Here is a 16,663-nt window from a genome sequence, read left to right on the forward strand (position 1 = left end):
TGGGAGTCACATGGAAGATCAGATCCTGGAAAACGGGAAAGGTTCCGTTCAAGATGCCACTTGTGTATAAGAGTCAGTCGCTACGCTCTGCGCCAACCTACAAATCACGCATCGCCCTGAGGGGCAACCCGTGGGGGGCGAATAGCGAAGTATATTAGGACGGGCGGTTCGTATGCCACAGGGATTACCAGCCGTCAGAATCGAATTGACTGATGCTGTTTCGCAAGTGAATCAGTCCTGCCGCCGCTGAGGTCAATCAGCTGACCACGCTTGGTGATAATGCCCCTCTGATTTCATCTGTAAAAATGCCGACCCTGAGGTCGGCATTTCGCTGTTACAAGGCGCTGTGCTTGCTGCATATGCTCAGCGTCGCCGCTGACGAGATGCTCCCGCTCACCATTCTGTCTGAGCCTATTGGCTAAAGACTGTCTGCCCGCGAAAGACGGTGCGGGTGACTTTGGTATCGGCGATCTGCTCCGGCTTGCAGCTGGCGACCAGCTGGTAGAGATCCCGGTCGAGCACGATAAAGTCGGCCGATTTGCCCGCCTCGATGGAGCCGCTGACGGCCTGCTGGCGCACCGCGCGGGCGCCGTTGATGGTGTAGGCATCCAGCATCTGATCGAGGGTGATACGCTGGCTGGCCCGAAAGTCATCGCCGCTCTGGGGCGCATGGTTGACCCCGGCGGCCATATTGACGAAGGGGCGCGGATCGCGGCTGTCGACCGGCGCATCGCTACCGGCCACCAGAATGGCCCCCGCCTTGCGCGAGCTGGCCACCGGATAGAGCGCCTGCTTGAGATACCCCTTGGGATCGTACATCGCCTCATGCAGGTGCTGCCCCTTGCGGGTTGGCTGGATAAAGGGGGTGACCAGCATGTCATATTCGGGCTGCGGGTTGGTCCAGGCGTAAGTGAAGGTAAGGTAGAGGCCAAGCTGGCCGAGCCGCTGCTGATCGTCCGGATGCACCACCTGCAGATGGGCGAGGGTGTGGGGGATGCCGTGATCGCCGTTGCTGGCGCGGGCCGCCTCCAGCGCATCGAGGGCCATGCGGGTGGTGCGATCGCCGATGCTGTGCATATGGATGCCAAAGCCCGCCTTGTCGAGTTCCCCTACGTAGCGGGTGAGATCGGCGGCGCGGTAGTTGACCAGCCCATTGCTGCCAGCATCCTCGCTGTTGGCGGTGATGGTGACCTGCTCGCCTGCCTGATCCATGGCGAGGTGGGGGGTCTGGTAGTTGGCCAGCATGCCTGCGTTGGGCAGGAAGGGGGGCGTGCTGAAGGGATCCCCTTCCAGTACGCCGTCGAGGAAGATCTTGACCGCATCGGCCTTGATCAGGGGATCGCTGGCGAACTGGTCGCGCACTTGGTTCGCCTTGGCCAGATGGCCGCCGATATCGAGTTTGCCGCTGTAGTCATCCTCGTGAAAACAGGTGGCGGCGGTGACCCGCATATTGAGCAACCCCTTATCTTCCATCTCCCGCAGGCGATCGCGGATAAAGTCGGTGGCGCAGGCATCCTGAATGCTGGTGATGCCGCGTGAGGCCATCAGGGTCGAGACAGCGGGCAGGATCTGGCGATACTGGCTCGCCGCCTGTTCGTCATGGGCGCTCAGCAGGCCGCTGTCGGGGGCGGGGATGGCGCTGCGGGCCCCCTCGCGAATGACGCCGCTATCGAGATCCACATAGGGTTTGAAGGGGGCAAAGAGGCCGCCCGGTGCCAGGGTGGCGGCGGTGAAGCCCGCCGGTTTGCCGCTCTGGTCGGTCGCCTGTGCCAGTGCCCGCGAGTTGTAGGCGCTGGCGTGGCCATCGACCCCGGCCAGTACCACCGGATTGTCGGGCGCTGCGGCATCGAGGGCTGCCAGCACGGTTTTATAGGAGGCGGTGGGAGTGTTTCCCTCGTAGGGGGACCACTGGTTGATCACCAGCCAGTCGCCCGCCTTGGGGGCGTAGCGGGGCAGGCAGCGCTTCACCTTGGCCGCCAGCTCGCCGAGATTGACCGGCTTGCCGTCGAGATCGCACATATCGAGCGCCACCGTGCCAAACAGGTGGATATGGTTGTCGTGCAGCCCCGGCAGCACCATCTTGCCCTGCAAGTCGACCACCCGGGTGTCGGGGGTGCTGAGCGCCTCGGCCCCCTGCCGGTTGCCCACATAGAGAAACTGGCCGCCGCTCACCACCATGGCCTCTGCCACCTGGCGCTGACCATCCTGAGTGTGGATCTTGCCGTTGAGATAAAGAGTACGCGCGGCGGTGGGCGGTTGCGCCTGCTGGCAGCCCGCCAGTGTGGCGGCCAGCAGCGGCGTGAGCAGCAAACATGAGCGAGAGAAAGAACGATGTGGCGCCTTGCAATCCATGCAGTGATCTCCTTGAGGGTCGGTTTTTGTGCAGTGTTTACTGCACATTGCGCGATCTCTTTATGGTTGCTTGGTCAAAAAATGCCAGCAATTGCTGCAGATATTTAACGTTTTGTTTACCATGTCACATCAATCGGTGGCGAGTGAGGCGCAGATCACGCTTGTTGATGCACACACAAGCCGGGTTGCCGATGGGCCAACAAATCAGGGAGGAGGTATGTCAGAGGAGTCAGTGAGCGAGGGGCCGTTACCCCGGGCGTTTGCCATGCGCCGTCAACCGAAGCAACAACGCAGTCAGGTGGTGGCCAGCCGTATCGAGGAGGCGACCCTGAGCCTGTTGCAGGAGCAGGGTTTTACTGCTCTCAATACCAATGCCATCGCCGATCGGGCGGGGGTGGGGATCAAGTCGCTCTACCACTTCTATCCGAACAAGGAGGCGATCATCGGCCGTCTCGCCATGGGGTGGCTGGCGGCGGTCTGCGAGGCGCAGGAGCAGATCCGCATTCAGGCGACCAGCTGGCCGCAGGCGCTGGTGCTGCTGGATGAGGCGCTGGAGGAACTGGATCGCCGCTTTGTCGGCTATGGCGCCTTGTGGCACGCCATGGATCTCATCCCCGATCTTCAAATTGTCGAGCAGCAACATGAGCGGGGACAGGTGCTGTTCTGGTCAGCCTTGCTACGTGATTTTGGCTGTCGCTGGCCCGAGCCCGAGCTCACGACTCTGGTGCGCTACTTCTATCGCACCGCCGATGTCACCAAGCAGTGTACCAAGGCAGATGGCGAGGTGGGCCAGCAGATGTGGTTGCTGCATCGTCGCTGGAGCGAGCAGCTGATCGCCGCCGCCATTGCCGAGCCCGACCCCGAACGGGTGTGGCAGGCAATGCCTGTGCTGCTGGTTGGGACCAACGAGTAATACCGCAAGCATCCACCATGCCGCACAGCTCCGGCATGCGTTAGCCGAGCGCGACCCGCATCAGGGGAGAGGGGGCATTGTCGACAAAATGGTGCCAGATATGGTCGTAGAGCGCCTTCTGGCCTGGGAAACTCACCAGCGCCTTGGCCTCGGCCAGGGAACACCAGCGGTATTCGGTGTGCTCGTCGTTGAGGGTCACCGCCTGATTGGGCGGGCAATAGACTACAAAGACCGGCACTACCTCTATCGTATTCAGGCTCGCCTCGTAGAACTGCTCCAGATACTGGCCGTTGTAGAGTTCGGTGACACTGATCCCCGTCTCTTCGCCAAACTCCCGAATAATGGTCTGCCAGCCGGTTTCACCCGCCTCCACCGTGCCCGCCACATGGCACCAGAAGTCCCCCTTGACCCGTTTCATCACCAGCAATTTTGTTTCGCCATCGACAATGGTAAGGGCAACGCCGGAGACGGCCTTGCAGCGAATGGGGATCATGATCTTCTCTCCGGATTTGGGCTCTGTAATCGCCACGAACAGTGTGACGATGTGTTAATTGAAATACGCTTCGGCGGGCAGGCCCATGACCTCTATTTCATTCAGGCCGCTTTTGGCCAGATAGTTGGCCACCAGATTGAACCCCACCCAGTAACCGGCATATTTGGGAAATGGCCGGTTATCACGGCAGTAGAAAAAGTCTAAATAGTTGAACTGGCTGCTGGATAGATGCGGCGTCATCTCTGCCAGGATCGATTGCCAGTCATGGTGATGAGACTCCTTGAACAGCGAGGGGAGTGTGCCGCCATTGAACCTCTGCTCAAAGTAGCAGGCCAGCCCTTCAAAAATCAGGTTTTCGGCCAGAGTTTCTGGTTCCACCTTGTTCTTCTTTTGCACGATATGGTGGACTTCGTGGGCCAGCACGGCAGGCAATTCGGTGATGATCACCTCTTTGATATCGTGCCGTTCCAGATCAAGCTGGAGTTCTATTCGATACATGTTGATGGCCCAGCCACCGATACCCGAGTCGGGAGCATCCCCCTCGGCAAAAGGGCTGAAGGTGACATCCAGTCGGGAGAGATCGAACAAGGCATTCAATTTGTTCGCCGTCTCGGCAAAGACGTGCGTAATGGTGTCATCGAGCCCATCGAATTTGCCCGAGTCGTTTAACAGGGTGAGTTGCATCCAGACATCCTTGTCTATTGAAAGAGAGGGCTGAGCCACTTGCGTGGTCGCGGCGCCATATCACCACGATTACCCTCCTTCAATCAAGGGGTTACCCGCCCATTATGCTTGCCGTCTGGATCGCCTCAATCAGCGCCGCCCGGTTGATGCGAGGGCGCTCGCCATCGAGCAGTTGCTGCCACAGGGCAATGGCCTGACTGTAGCGACCATGCAGGAAGTGATCGGAGGCGAGCAGCATCAGGGCGCTCACTTCCCCCGCATCCTGCTTGAGGGCGTTCTCCAGCAGGCGGGTTGCCTCGGGAGTCAGCTGCTGGCCCACCTGATAGTAGAGCACGGTGGCTTGTGCAGCCTGGGTCGCCGCGCTGGCGCCACCCTCCAGCAGAGCGAGACGCTGATAGGCGAGCAGGGCGTTGTCATATTCGCCCCGATAGAGATAGAGCTGGCCGAGCGCCGCCCAGCTGTCGAGATCGGCAGGGTTGCGCTGCAGCTTCTGATGCAGACTCCCCAGCTCCTTGTCTTGCAGATCCCGCGGGCTCAACCCCGCCAGCGGATCGGGGCGCGACTGATAAGCCTGCCATGCCTGATAGCGGCCGGTGCTGAGATACACAGCGGCAACGGCCGCGAATGCCATGATGCCAAGCAGCAACAGGGCCAGCCCGTGCCGGTTACTGCGGCCGCGATTGTTATGCTGGCTAGCCAGTTGCGCACGCAGAGTCAGCTCAGCCGCCGGGATGGTGTTGGCCAGGCGGGCGGCGCTCAGCTCCCTGTAGAGTGGTTGGTCGGGGGAGAGGCCTGCCTGCTCCCCGTGCATGATCAGTAAATTCAATTCGCTGCGCGGATCGGCGGGTTGAGGGGTGGCCTCAGCGATGGCCTTAACGACAGTGATAGCCTGCGCCTTTGTGCGGCGAAACAGGGTCAACAGCGCCAGCCCCAACAGCAGCAGGGGACCGCCCCACAGCAGCGCCGTGCTGCTCTTGAAGGGAGGATCGTAGCGGACGAAATCGCCGAAGCGCTCCGTCATGCGGGCGATCACCTGCTCATCAGACTGCCCCTCGTCCACCCAGCGGTAGACCTCGAGCCGCAGATCCCGGGCGATGGGGGAGTTGGACTCCACCAGGTTCTGGTTCTGGCACTGGGGGCAGCGCAGGGCGCGGGCCAGCTCTTGCGCCCGATTTTGCAGCTCGGGGTGGCGAAACTGATAGGTATCGACCCCGCTGGAATATGCAGTTGCACTCAGCAGCATGCCGAGGGCCAGCAGGGTGCAGGCAAGAGAACGGCGCATCATGGCTGTGTCTCCAGAGCTGATATTGCAATAGATGGCGCAATTGCTGGTGTCGTTGTAGCGGCCTTCATTTGCGCGTCAGTTCGCGCCTGGTCGAGCAGGGGGGCAAACTGACGTTGCCAGATCCCTTTGGTAAGCTCGCCGGTATGGCGGGCGAGCAGGGTGCCATCGGCATCAAACAGATAGGTCTCCGGCGTGCCGTAGACGCCGAGCTCAAGGGCCAGTTTGCCGTCGGGGTCGGCCAGCACGGCGCGATAGGGGTTGCCCGCCTGGACAAGCCAGGCGCGGGCCGCATCCCCCTTGTCCCGGTAGTTGAGACCATAGAGGGGCACTGTGCCCGCGAGCTCGCTGAGCAACGGATGCTCGGCGCGGCAGTTGGGGCACCAGCTGGCCCAGACGTTAAGCACAAAGGGCTCCCCCTTGAGGCTGGCGGTCTGGATCGGGCTCCCATCCAGCAGATTGTTGCTCTGCCACGCAGGTAGGGTACGCCCGAGCGTCGCCTCATCCTGGCTGTAGGGATTGTTGCCAAGGCCGAGCCAGAGCAGGATGCCGAGGCTCAGGATCAGCAGCAGTGGAACAAAGAGGCGCAGGCGGGATCTCATAACGCCTCCTGTTCGAGCCGGGGATGGGAGGTGCCAACCGCAACGGGGCGGGAGGCAAGCAAAGGGCGACGGGCGAGCAGACGCAGGGTGCCGCCCGCCATCATCAACAGGCCGCCGAGCCAGATCCAGCGTACCAGCGGCTTGTAGTGCAGCCGCATGGCATAGGCATCTGGCCCCATCTTCTCACCCAGCACCACGTAGAGATCGCCAAACAGTCCCCACGCAATGCCCGGTTCGTTCATGTTCATGGTGCGAACGCTGTAGTGGCGCCGCTCCGGCGTCAGCCGCGCCACCTCTTTACCGTTCTTGTGCACGCTGAGAGTGATGCGTTCGGCAGTGTAGTTGGGGCCGATCACCGGCTCGCGCCCCTCATAGCGAAACTCGAAGGCGCCGAGCTGGTAGGGCTGGCCTGCGGCGAGCACGGCGCCCCCTTCCTGACTGTGGTGACTCACCTGCGCGATGCCGAGGGCGCACACCGCCACCCCGAGGTGGGCCAGCAGGCTGCCAAGCCGATTGAGGGTGAACTCGCGCAGCAATGTCGGTTGCATGAGCGGGAGTAACAGGCTAGCCATCAGCCAGAGGCTCACCATATTGGCGAGGATGCCAATCCAGCTACCGGAAAACGATCCTTGTTCCAGATAGGCAAGGCTAAGCAGCCCGCCACCAAGCAGGCCAAACAGCGGCGGCAACAGCGAGTTGAGCCGGGAATGTGCCGCAAGCTGCTGCCAGCGCAGGCGCGGCAGCTGGGTCATCAGCGCCATCAGGCAGAGGGCCAGCGGCACGAAGATGGTATTGAAATAGGGGGCGCCCACCGAGAGCGAGCCCAGATGGAGCGACTGGAACACCATGGGGTAGAAGGTGCCGAGCAGCACGCTGGCGCAGGCCACGCTGAGCAGCAGGATGGCGGCGCCGAGCAGCCCCTCTTTTGACAGCAAGCCAAAGCGGGCATAGGGGGCGCGAATGTCCGCCCGCAGGGCAAACAGGGTGAGGGCGCAGGTCAATAGCAAGCCGAGCAGCAACAGCAGGGTGAGGCCGCGGCTGGGGTCCACCGCAAAGGCGTGCACCGAGGTGAGCACCCCGGAGCGCACCACGAAGGTGCCGAGCAGGCTCAGCGAAAAGGTGAAGATGGAGAGCAGCAGCACGGCGTGGCCGTAAGCGCCGCGCTTCTCGCACACCACCAGGGCGTGCAGCAGGGCGGTGCCGAGCAGCCAGGGCAAGAGGGAGGCATTTTCCACCGGATCCCAGAACCACCAGCCGCCCCAGCCGAGCTCGTAATAAGCCCACCAGGAGCCCAGCACGATGCCGGCGGTGAGAAAGACCCAGGAGCCGAGCGCCCAGGGGCGGCTCCAGTGGGCCACGGCGCCATCGAGCCTACCCGAGTGCAGCGCCGCCATGGCGAAGGCGAAGTTGACCGCAAAGCCGACATAACCGAGATAGAGCAGGGGCGGGTGGATGATGAGGCCGATGTCCTGCAGCATGGGGTTGAGATCGCGCCCCTCCAGCGGCCCCGGGAACTGGCGGTCAAACGGGCTGGAGAATATCAGGGTATAGAGGCCGAACAGCCCGACGATCAGCCCCATGATGGCCAGTACCCGGGTTGTAATAAGCGGATCGACCCGCTTGGAGCAAAGAGCCACCAGCGCGCCCCACAGCCCCAGCGCAAAGACGAAGAAGAGCATGGAGCCCTCGTGGCCCCCCCACACCGCCGCCAGCTTGAAGCCCAGCGGCAGGGCGCTGTTGGCGTGCTGGGCCACATAGACCAGGGTGAAGTCATCGAGGCCAAAACAGCCGGCGAGCAGCAGCAGGGCGGCCAACAGCAGGAGCGCGACTAGCAGGGCCAGCGGTGCTGCGCAGCCCAGCAGCGGACGTGAGGCGAGCCGCAGCCCCAGCCAGGGCAGGGTGCCTTGCAGCAGGGCGAGCCCGGTCGCCAGCAACAGTGAGAGATAGCCGAGCTCCGCCAGCACACAACCTCCAGTCAATCATTCGTCTATGTTATGCCGCAGCGTCTGCACCGTACCGGCGCTGGGGGATAACATCCACATTCCTAGCAACAACCAATCGCCACAAATAAGCGCCAGTCACCCGAAGGGCGGCTGGCGCTTATCCCCAGCTTTCAATAACCGGTTCACGATCCGTCGTGAGAGGTCGTCAGCAAGGTAAAGAGCAGCGCAGGAACCGGAGTGTATGTGAATACATGAGGATTCCGAGCAGCACATGAGCCTTGATCTCGGCCTCGCAACAGGAGCGTGAACCGGTTTTTAAACTACCGTCATCTGGCCGGCGTAGAGCACGAAGTAGCGCAGCAGCAGGATCCCCACCAGGGTCAGGCTGCAGACCAGCACCAGATAGCCGTTTTTGGCCCGCAGCGGTGCGGGAGCCAGCAGGGCCAGCAACTGGGGCAGCAGCATGCCGATGCCCACCACCCCGAGCCAGAACACCTGAGCCCAGAAGCCGCTGCCGATGGCGGCCCACATGGCGGCCTCCTTCTGGCCGCCACCGAAGTAGAGGCCGGTAAAGAAGCAGACCAGCAGCAGCACCTCCACCGCCAGTACCGGCCGCTCGAAGCGATGCACGAAGCTCACCCCCTGGCTGTGATGGTTCTCCTTGAACAGGGTGACCGCCAGCAAGATGGTGGAGGCGATGCCGGAGCTGACGCCGGAGATGAGGAACAGCACCGGCAGCACCGGGTTGTTCAAGAGCGGATAGGTCTTGAGCGCCGACAGCAGAAAGCCGGTGTAGGCCCCCAACAGCACGGCAAGCAGCAACAAGAGCGGCGCCAGCAGCCGCTCGATGCGGGCAAGCCAAGCGATGAGATCATCCACAAAGGCGAACTTCTCTTGCAGCAGGTGACGGCGCAAGGTCTCGATCTCGGTCCGAAACACCACCGCCAGCCAGGCGAACAGCACCGCCATGTAGACCTGAAACAGCATGACCCCCATCGACATCACGGAGTCGAACTGGTAGTGGAACATCAGCTTCCAGAAGGTCCAGGGGCGGGCCAGGTGGAAGATGAGGATCAGTAACCCCAGCACCACGCTCAGAGGCGCCAGAATGGCGGTCGCCTTGATGATGCCGCTCTCGCTGCCGGCCCCCTTGCGGCGCAATAGCACCGAGAGGGTGGTGGCCCCAGCGGAGATGCCGAGCAGAAAGAGATAGATGGCGATGGGCCAGTCCCACACCAGCGAGGAGAAGTGAAATGCGTCATGCAACATGATCCATTCCTCCTTCTGTTACTGCGGTAGATGGCGATCGGACAAATCCCCAGACAAGTGAAGGGAAGTGAAATGCCTCTTGCATCGTCATGACTTTATCTCCCCTTTGGGCACGCGGTACATCTTGGGCGAGGTGCCGAGTGCCTGCTTGTAGCGATAGGTGGTCTCCTTCACCAGCCGTTTGGCGATGGGGCTGTCCGGGTCATCCAGATTGCCGAACACCAGCGCCTTGGTGGGGCAGGATTCCACGCAGGCCGGCTCCTTGCCTGCCGCCAGGTTGGTCTTGCGGCAAAAGTCGCACTTGTCGGCCACCTTGGTCACAGGGTTGATAAAGCGCACCTGATAGGGGCAGGCAGCCAGACAGTACATGCAGCCGACGCAGAGATCCGGGTTGACGTCGACGATGCCATCTTCCTTGCGGATATGGGAGGCACCGGTGGGGCAGACGTGCACGCAGGGAGCGTTGTCGCAGTGCTGGCAGGACTTGCGAAAGAAGTGGTACTCGGCATCGGGGAAGGCCCCGATGGGGCCGGAGCGGATGATCTCGAGGCGCGAGACCCCCTCTGGCACCTGATTCACCTCCCGGCAGGCATCCATGCAGGCGGTGCAGCCGATGCAGGCCGTCTCGTCGTGGATCATGCCGTAGCGGATCCCGTCGATGGTCTGGCTGTGGGCGAGGGTGGTGGCAAGGGAGCGGGTGTTGGCACGAGCAGCCCCCGTCATCATGATGAGGGCCCCCGCGCTCATCCCCGCCATGAAGTGACGGCGAGAGCAGCTCATTGTGCCTCCTTGCCCGGGGTGGTGTTCGCCTTGGCCGCCTTGACGGCCTCATGCTGCTTGCTGTGGCAGTCGACGCAGAGCTTGATGCGGGACTTCTCCGGAATAGCCACCATGGGCTCCTTGGCCGGGTGCAACTGGTGGCAACTGGTGCAGGTGAGCTTGGTGGCGTGCACGTCGTGGGCCCAGAGCGCCTCGCGCAGCGGTTTGGGTTCGTGACAGCTCATGCAGACCCCGTTCTGCTCGGCGATGGGGTAGCTGTCGGTACTCTGTTTGTCCTTGAAGCTGTCGCTAAAGCGCATCACATCCTTGACCCCTTCCCGGTGTTTGGGGGAGGGGTGACCATGGCAGTTGGTGCAGGTGACCGGCGCCAGGTTGTTGGGGTTGGTCGCCTGACCGTGCTTGCCGTGCATGCCGTATGCCTGCTCCTTGTGGCAGTCGGTACAGGCGGCATCGGGATTGCGCAAAAACTCCACCTCGTGTGTGGCAGAGAGGGCCGCAGGCGCATTGGCCGTATCGGCGGCCTGGCCCTGCAGGCTGGTCAGCAGCATGGCTGCCATCAGCATCAGTCGTAAGAAATCCATCGTTAAATCACCCATAGGAAGCCTCCATCCGGCTGCGGGCCCGACACTGCGGGCCCGCATGCCTCGTCATTGTGCGAGCCGTCCGGCCGCTTTGGCCTCGGCATCCCAGGCGGGGACAGTGGTCTTGAGGAACTGGGCCTTGTCGCTGTTCATCTGCTTCATGTCCATGCCAAGAGCGGCCTGGGCCTTCTCCTTGCTGGAGATGTCAGGAATGGCGATCTCGTGGCTGATCCCCTTGGCGGCCAGCAGGCGTGCCAGCTTGGTGCGGGCGTCGGCGGCCTTGTCCAGGGCGGTTCCCAGCATGCGCAGCGCCACTTCCGGGGCGTGCATCTGCACCCCGTGGGAGGCGATGGAGAAGTCCCAGCGCCATTGGGCGTGACGGATGTCCTGCAGAATGTCCTTCATTTCGGCCTCGGTGGCGCCGGCATCCCAGGCGGCCTTGGCTTCAAAGTGGGCGTGCACCAGCTGCTTCTCGACTTTGAGCTTGATCTCGGTGACGGCATCCTTGCGCTGCTTGACCACCCCTTGCAGCATCTCCTTGCTCTGGGTGTGGCAGTTGCGGCAGGTCTGGTCGAAGCGATCGAAGGGGTTGCCTACCTTGTGATCGGTGTAGACCTTGCCCTGTTCGTTCTGCACCTTGGGCATGTGGCAGTCGACACAGGCGACGTTGTTCTGGCCGTGAATGCCGGCGCGCCAGGTCTCGTACTCGGGGTGCTGGGCTTTGAGCATGGGGGTCTTGGAGAGGGCATGGGTCCAGTCGGCAAAGCCGATTTCATCGTAATACTGCTCCATCTGCTCCACTGTGGTGCCCTTATCCCAGGGGAATTTCACCGCCTTGGTCGGGCCGCTGAAGTAGTACTCCACGTGGCACTGGCCGCACACCTGGGATTGCTGATCGAAGCGCCCCTGCTCCTTGAACGGCTTGCCGATGGCGGTCATGGCCCGATCGGCATAGGGACGGGAGAGGTGCAGGGCAGGTTTACCCGCCTTGAACTCCTTCGAGGCGGTGTCGTGGCAGTCGGCGCAGCCGATGGTGTTGACTACTTCCGGCCCGCCTTTTGCCCACATTCCCTTGAAGTAGCCATCCTCACCCTTCTCGTCGATGACGCGAGCCACATCCGGGCCTTTGCAGCTCCAGCAGGCCATGGGCAGCGGACCATCTTCGGCGGTCTTGGGGGCGCCGGTGCGCAGGGTTTCCCGCACGTCGGTCAGGGCATAGAAGTGGCCGCGTGGCTTGTTGTAATCCTTGGCAAAGGGGTAACCGCCCCACAGCACTATCATATTGGGATTTTCCGCCAGCGCGTCGGTGCGTGTCTCGCTCTCGCGGGTAGCCTGCCAGCTGGTGAACTGATCGGCGTGATCCTTGGCGAACAGCTCGCTGCGCGCCTCTATCTTGCCCTTGGTGGTGGCTTCATCAGCCTGTGCCCAGCCGCTGGCGCCAAGCCAGCTTGTCAGCAGCAGGGCGGCGAGCCCCAGTTTGGTCTGTCTGTGTTGTGAACCCACGTTTATCACTCCCAGATAAATGTCCTGAACTGCCCAATTCCATCTTGTTGCGTGGATTTCATCCCCATTGGGCGGGGTGGGCAGATGTCTGATTGGCGGTGAATAAAACCGCGTAATATGTGATTACTCGAGATCTACCCTAACAAATAGGTAAATTTAATGATGATTTATCGGAGGGAGAGTTGTGCCAGATCAATTGGTACGCAGGATTGATCGTTGAAATGAGATCTGGATTAAATTTTATGAAAACTCAACTCCTTGTTAACGGCTGAACATATGATGGCGGGTGTTTGATGGATACCGTCACGAATGTGCCATTTTGCTACGTATCCTGGTTGTTACCGGTATGATTCAGAATGCCTGGCAATTACCCATGCATTTAACTGTTTATATATGCAAAATCACAGTGTTGCAGTATGGGCTTTTCTGGTCTTCGGGTTATGGTTCGCTCATCGAGGTTCTAAGCAGATTTCTCGTCAAATGACAGAAATGGTCACATGGTGGCTGACAGACATGTTAATAAAGGTGATGTGATTGGGGTCATCCAAATCTCATTTCGTTTAGAAAAGCCGGTGAGATGCACAATGTTGTAAGTAATGGCCATTTTATGGCGATTTTTGTCGAAAATAGCGAAAAGACCCACGCAGTCTGGTGCGGTATGATTATTGAACAGACAAGTATCCTGTGGGTACTGATGTTGGTAGTTACGGTTTTGCTGGAGGTTGTATGGCTGAGTTGCAAATTGAAAAGTCCACGGTGATCACCCAACTCGAGGGCTCCGTGTTTGTCATCAGTGCAGATGGATCTGTCATACGAGCAACGGTGGGGATGGCGCTGCAGCCGGGGGACCGCCTGCAAAGCGCTCAAGGGGGCCATTTTCAGTTAGCCGAGCCGGGCAGTGAGCCTGCAGGCGAGCAAGCGGTTGCTGCCAAACCTGAGCCCGCCACACCGGCTGCTGATGGACAACCGACCGATCCGGAACTGGCCTCGTTGCAAGAGGCGATCCGTCAGGGGATTGACCCGACCGAATTGTTCCAGGAGACCGCCGCTGGCAACGCAGCCGCAGCAGCGGGCAATATCGGTGGTGTGGCAGGTTCCAGCTCGGGTGGGTTTGTGGTGGTCGACCGTACCAATGATGCCACCCTGGCCGAGGCCGGGTTTGATACTGATCACGCCGTTCAGCCTGCAGGTGACGAGCAGCTGTTTGCTGAAGAGCGCGATTTCTTTGCCGCCATCACCATCACCGAACCGCAAACCAGCGACAACATCATTAACGCCGATGAAGCGGCTAGCGTCATCATTCGTGGTGTGGTGGATGATGTAGAGGTGGGCCAACCGGTCACCGTCACCCTTATCGATCAGGCGGGCAATTCACTAACGGTGACGACCGTGGTGCTGCCCGGTCTGGTGTGGGAAGCGAATTTTGGCGATGTGACCGGCAAGCTGGTGGATGGCCCGTTGCAGATTGTGGCCAATACTCAGGATCAGGCGGGCAACAATGCCAGCGACACCGGACAGACCCTGCTAGATACCATCACCACCATTACCCTGGATCTCGCCGATGAGAGCGACACCGGCGCCAGCCAGACCGATGATCTGACCCGTGACAATACCCCGCTGTTGCAAGGGAAGGGGGAGCCCGGCGCCACCGTGACCCTGAGCCTTGACGGCAGCGTGCTCACCGTCCTGACGGTGGATGCCGCCGGTAACTGGCAATATCAGTTGCCGCAGACTCTGGCCGATGGCCAGTACCAGTTTCAGGTCAATTCCGTGGATATTGCCGGCAACCGCGCCAGCGATACCCTCGTTATCAATGTCGATACCCAGGCCTTCATCGATATCGATGATCTCGATGCCGCAGCCCTTTTTGGCAACAGCAGCGCCACCCTGAGCGGTACCACCGGCAATGTGGAGGCGGGTCAAAGCGTCACCATCACTCTGGTAGACAGCAATGGCCAGCCGCTGCTGACCACCTCTGCACTGGTGGGGGCCGATGGCCGCTGGCAGGTGAGCGGCCTTGATCTCTCCGGCATCAATCAATCCTTTGAAGTGCGTGCCAGCATCACCGATCTGGCGGGCAATAGCGCCAGCGATGGCGCACCGCTGATCGGTCAGAGCGAAACCCTGACGCTCTCCGAAGCCGGATTGGCCGATGGCCCGATCACCGCGACCGGTAGTCTAAATACCGGTGCTGGCCAGGATGGCAATCTGCAAGTCCAGTTCGCTGCTGATCAGAGTGCGTTGGAAGGGCTGGGGCTCGTCAGCCATGGCACGCCCCTTGGCTACACCATCAACGGTCAGACCCTGACCGCTACCGCCGGTGGGGCGACTGTCTTCACTCTGACCCTCAACAATGACGGCAGCTATAGCATCGTCTGGAGTCAGAGTCTGGATCACGGTCAGGACGCGTTGCGCCTGCCGTTCAATCTCGAATATCGCGACAGCGACGGCGATCTGGTGAAGGCGCCGCTGGTGATCAATCTGGTGGACAGCAATCCGCCCAGCTTCGAGATCCCGGCCATTCCTCTGACCGAAGATGCCTTTACCAACGGCGCCGCCGTGGTGGGCGAGAGCAGCTTTGTGGTCAAACACACCGCCGATCCTCTGCTGGTGGATTCGCTAGTGTTCAGTAATCAGAGCAGCACCCTGACTACCCTCAACGGCTCGGGTCTTGCCAGCGATGGCCATCCGCTGACCTTTGAATTTGCCGGTGATCGCACCTTGATGGGTTACTACCTGGATGGCAGTGGCCAACGGGTGGAGGTGCTGCGCGCCGAATTGAATGCGCAGCAGCAGGACAGCGATCTGGCTGGGCGGGTGGTGGTCACCCTCACCGGCCCGCTCGATCATCAGGGGAGCGACACGCTTTCCCTCGGTTTGCAGGTAAGCGCCAACGAGATCGATGGCGACAGCACCAGCGCCGACCTGACCCTGACCGTCAATGATGGCAGTGATCCCGCATTGGGCATCGACAAGGGCGTCTCGCTGCAAGAAGGGGGCAACCAGAGCATCGATGGTCAGCTGTCGGTGACGGTGGGCAGCGATCGTCTGGTCTCCCTCAACTTTGAGGCCAGCCAACCGGCGCTGGTGGGGCTCACCAGCCAGGGCAAGGCGACGAGTTACGAGGTTCAAGATAACCAGCTGATCGTCAAGGATTGGCAGGGCAAGCCGATCCTCACCGTCACCATCGGGCTGGATGGCAAATACAACGTTTCCCTGACCGGTGTGTTTGACGAGCCGGAGGCGACCAACAGCCTCAACCTCGGCCTGAAGGTACAAGGCCGCGATTTTGACGGCGACAAGAGCAACCTCGGTACCCTCAATATCACCATTACCGATGGTGCCTTGCCGCAGGTAGACCCAGTCTCCCTCACGCTCACCGAAGATAGCAACTGGCAGCAGGGCCAGACTCTGTCGGGCGATCTGGCCATCACGGCGGGCAGCGATCCGCTGGTCAGCATCACCTTCGATGCCAATCAGCCGGGGCTGCAAGGGTTCACCTCGGGCAAGCAGGCCGTGACCATCACGGTGGCTGAGCATCGTATCGAGGGGCATACCCCCGATGGCACACTGGTGTTTGAGCTGACCCTTGGCAACGATGGCAAATACAGCTTTACCCTTCATCAACCGCTGGATCAGGGCAGTGCCGACAGCCTGCTCAAGGCGGGCTTTACCCTGCTCGACAGCGATGGCGACAAGGTCTCCTCCACCATGACTGTGGCGGTGGGTGATGGCGCCAACCCGACCATCTCCGCCGTGACCGGCACCACGATGACCGAGATGGCGCAAGGTGAGATGGCCGCCGTCAGCACCATGAGTTTCTCGGTCGCGCACGGCAGCGATGCCCTCGACCCAGCATCCCTCGCTTTTGACATCGCCAAAATCCAGAGCACTCTGACCGGATTAACCAGCCACGGTAACCCCGTCACTTTCACCGTGGACCCTGCAACTGGCCAGCTGGTCGGAACCGCCGGTGGACAGGTAGTGCTGCGCGCCGAACTGAGTCTTGGCGACAACAACGGCAACTGGAGCGTCACCGCCAAGGTTACCCTGAGCGGCGAGCTGGATCACAAGGGGAGCGAATCCCTCAACCTGCCGCTTGCCGTTACTCTTGCCGACAAGGATGGCGATCGCATTGGTACCACGCTGCCGCTCACCATCGTGGACGGCAAGGCGCCGAGTTTTATCCCGGGCACCGGTGTGATCCTGGATGAGGGGAACCTCACCGGCAGCAACAGCCTGAGCCAAACCGGTCACTTTG

At 61.1% G+C, this 16,663-nt stretch carries 12 protein-coding genes; 2 read left to right on the plus strand and 10 right to left on the minus strand.

All coding sequences use genetic code 11. From position 1 onward, the window contains the following. Positions 1-411: 411 nt before the first annotated feature. A complete protein-coding gene (locus OKC27_RS06720; protein ID WP_270806021.1) occupies positions 412-2,352 on the minus strand; it encodes an amidohydrolase in 1,941 nt (646 codons plus the stop codon). Positions 2,353-2,569: 217 nt separating this feature from the next. Here OKC27_RS06720 and OKC27_RS06725 point away from each other — a divergent pair, with 217 nt between their 5' ends. Beyond that, a complete protein-coding gene (locus OKC27_RS06725) occupies positions 2,570-3,265 on the plus strand; it encodes a TetR/AcrR family transcriptional regulator (protein WP_232099226.1) in 696 nt (231 codons plus the stop codon). A gap of 40 nt (positions 3,266-3,305) precedes the next feature. Here the strand turns inward: OKC27_RS06725 and OKC27_RS06730 are convergent, their stop codons facing one another. The 9 genes from OKC27_RS06730 to nrfA all read right to left on the minus strand — a co-directional run bounded on the left by OKC27_RS06730 (position 3,306) and on the right by nrfA (position 12,402). Continuing rightward, the gene (locus OKC27_RS06730; protein ID WP_182970929.1) at positions 3,306-3,758 is read right to left on the minus strand and encodes an NUDIX hydrolase; all 453 of its coding nucleotides are present in this window, start codon (positions 3,756-3,758) and stop codon (positions 3,306-3,308) included. A gap of 54 nt (positions 3,759-3,812) precedes the next feature. After that, a complete protein-coding gene (locus tag OKC27_RS06735) occupies positions 3,813-4,442 on the minus strand; it encodes a DUF2268 domain-containing putative Zn-dependent protease (RefSeq protein WP_182970930.1) in 630 nt (209 codons plus the stop codon). A gap of 91 nt (positions 4,443-4,533) precedes the next feature. Then, positions 4,534-5,727, minus strand: a complete 1,194-nt coding sequence (nrfF, locus tag OKC27_RS06740) for a heme lyase NrfEFG subunit NrfF (RefSeq protein ID WP_182970931.1) — start codon at positions 5,725-5,727, stop codon at positions 4,534-4,536. After that, positions 5,724-6,326: a DsbE family thiol:disulfide interchange protein gene (locus tag OKC27_RS06745; protein WP_182970932.1), complete on the minus strand. Its 603-nt coding sequence runs from the start codon at positions 6,324-6,326 to the stop codon at positions 5,724-5,726. Before OKC27_RS06745 ends, nrfF begins: the two co-directional genes overlap by 4 nt. Next, complete coding sequence (gene nrfE, locus OKC27_RS06750; RefSeq protein WP_270806022.1) at positions 6,323-8,290, minus strand: heme lyase NrfEFG subunit NrfE; 1,968 nt, start codon at positions 8,288-8,290, stop codon at positions 6,323-6,325. Before nrfE ends, OKC27_RS06745 begins: the two co-directional genes overlap by 4 nt. Before the next feature lie 294 nt (positions 8,291-8,584). Next, positions 8,585-9,538 (minus strand): cytochrome c nitrite reductase subunit NrfD, encoded by a 954-nt coding sequence (gene nrfD / locus OKC27_RS06755; RefSeq protein ID WP_270806023.1) that lies wholly within the window; start codon positions 9,536-9,538, stop codon positions 8,585-8,587. An 87-nt stretch (positions 9,539-9,625) separates the two neighbouring features. After that, positions 9,626-10,318, minus strand: a complete 693-nt coding sequence (gene nrfC, locus OKC27_RS06760) for a cytochrome c nitrite reductase Fe-S protein (protein WP_270806024.1) — start codon at positions 10,316-10,318, stop codon at positions 9,626-9,628. Beyond that, positions 10,315-10,914: a cytochrome c nitrite reductase pentaheme subunit gene (gene nrfB / locus OKC27_RS06765; RefSeq protein ID WP_270806025.1), complete on the minus strand. Its 600-nt coding sequence runs from the start codon at positions 10,912-10,914 to the stop codon at positions 10,315-10,317. The genes nrfC and nrfB overlap by 4 nt, the downstream gene beginning before the upstream one ends. Positions 10,915-10,965: 51 nt before the next feature. Beyond that, on the minus strand, positions 10,966-12,402 hold the full coding sequence (gene nrfA, locus OKC27_RS06770; RefSeq protein ID WP_442866066.1) for an ammonia-forming nitrite reductase cytochrome c552 subunit: 1,437 nt from the start codon (positions 12,400-12,402) through the stop codon (positions 10,966-10,968). Between the two features lie 726 nt (positions 12,403-13,128). Between nrfA and OKC27_RS06775 the strand changes: the two genes are divergently transcribed. Beyond that, on the plus strand, positions 13,129-16,663 hold a 3,535-nt coding region (locus OKC27_RS06775; RefSeq protein WP_270806027.1), incomplete at its 3' end, for a retention module-containing protein.

The organism is Aeromonas sp. QDB62 (genome assembly GCF_027705695.1).
Lineage (GTDB): Bacteria > Pseudomonadota > Gammaproteobacteria > Enterobacterales > Aeromonadaceae > Aeromonas > Aeromonas allosaccharophila.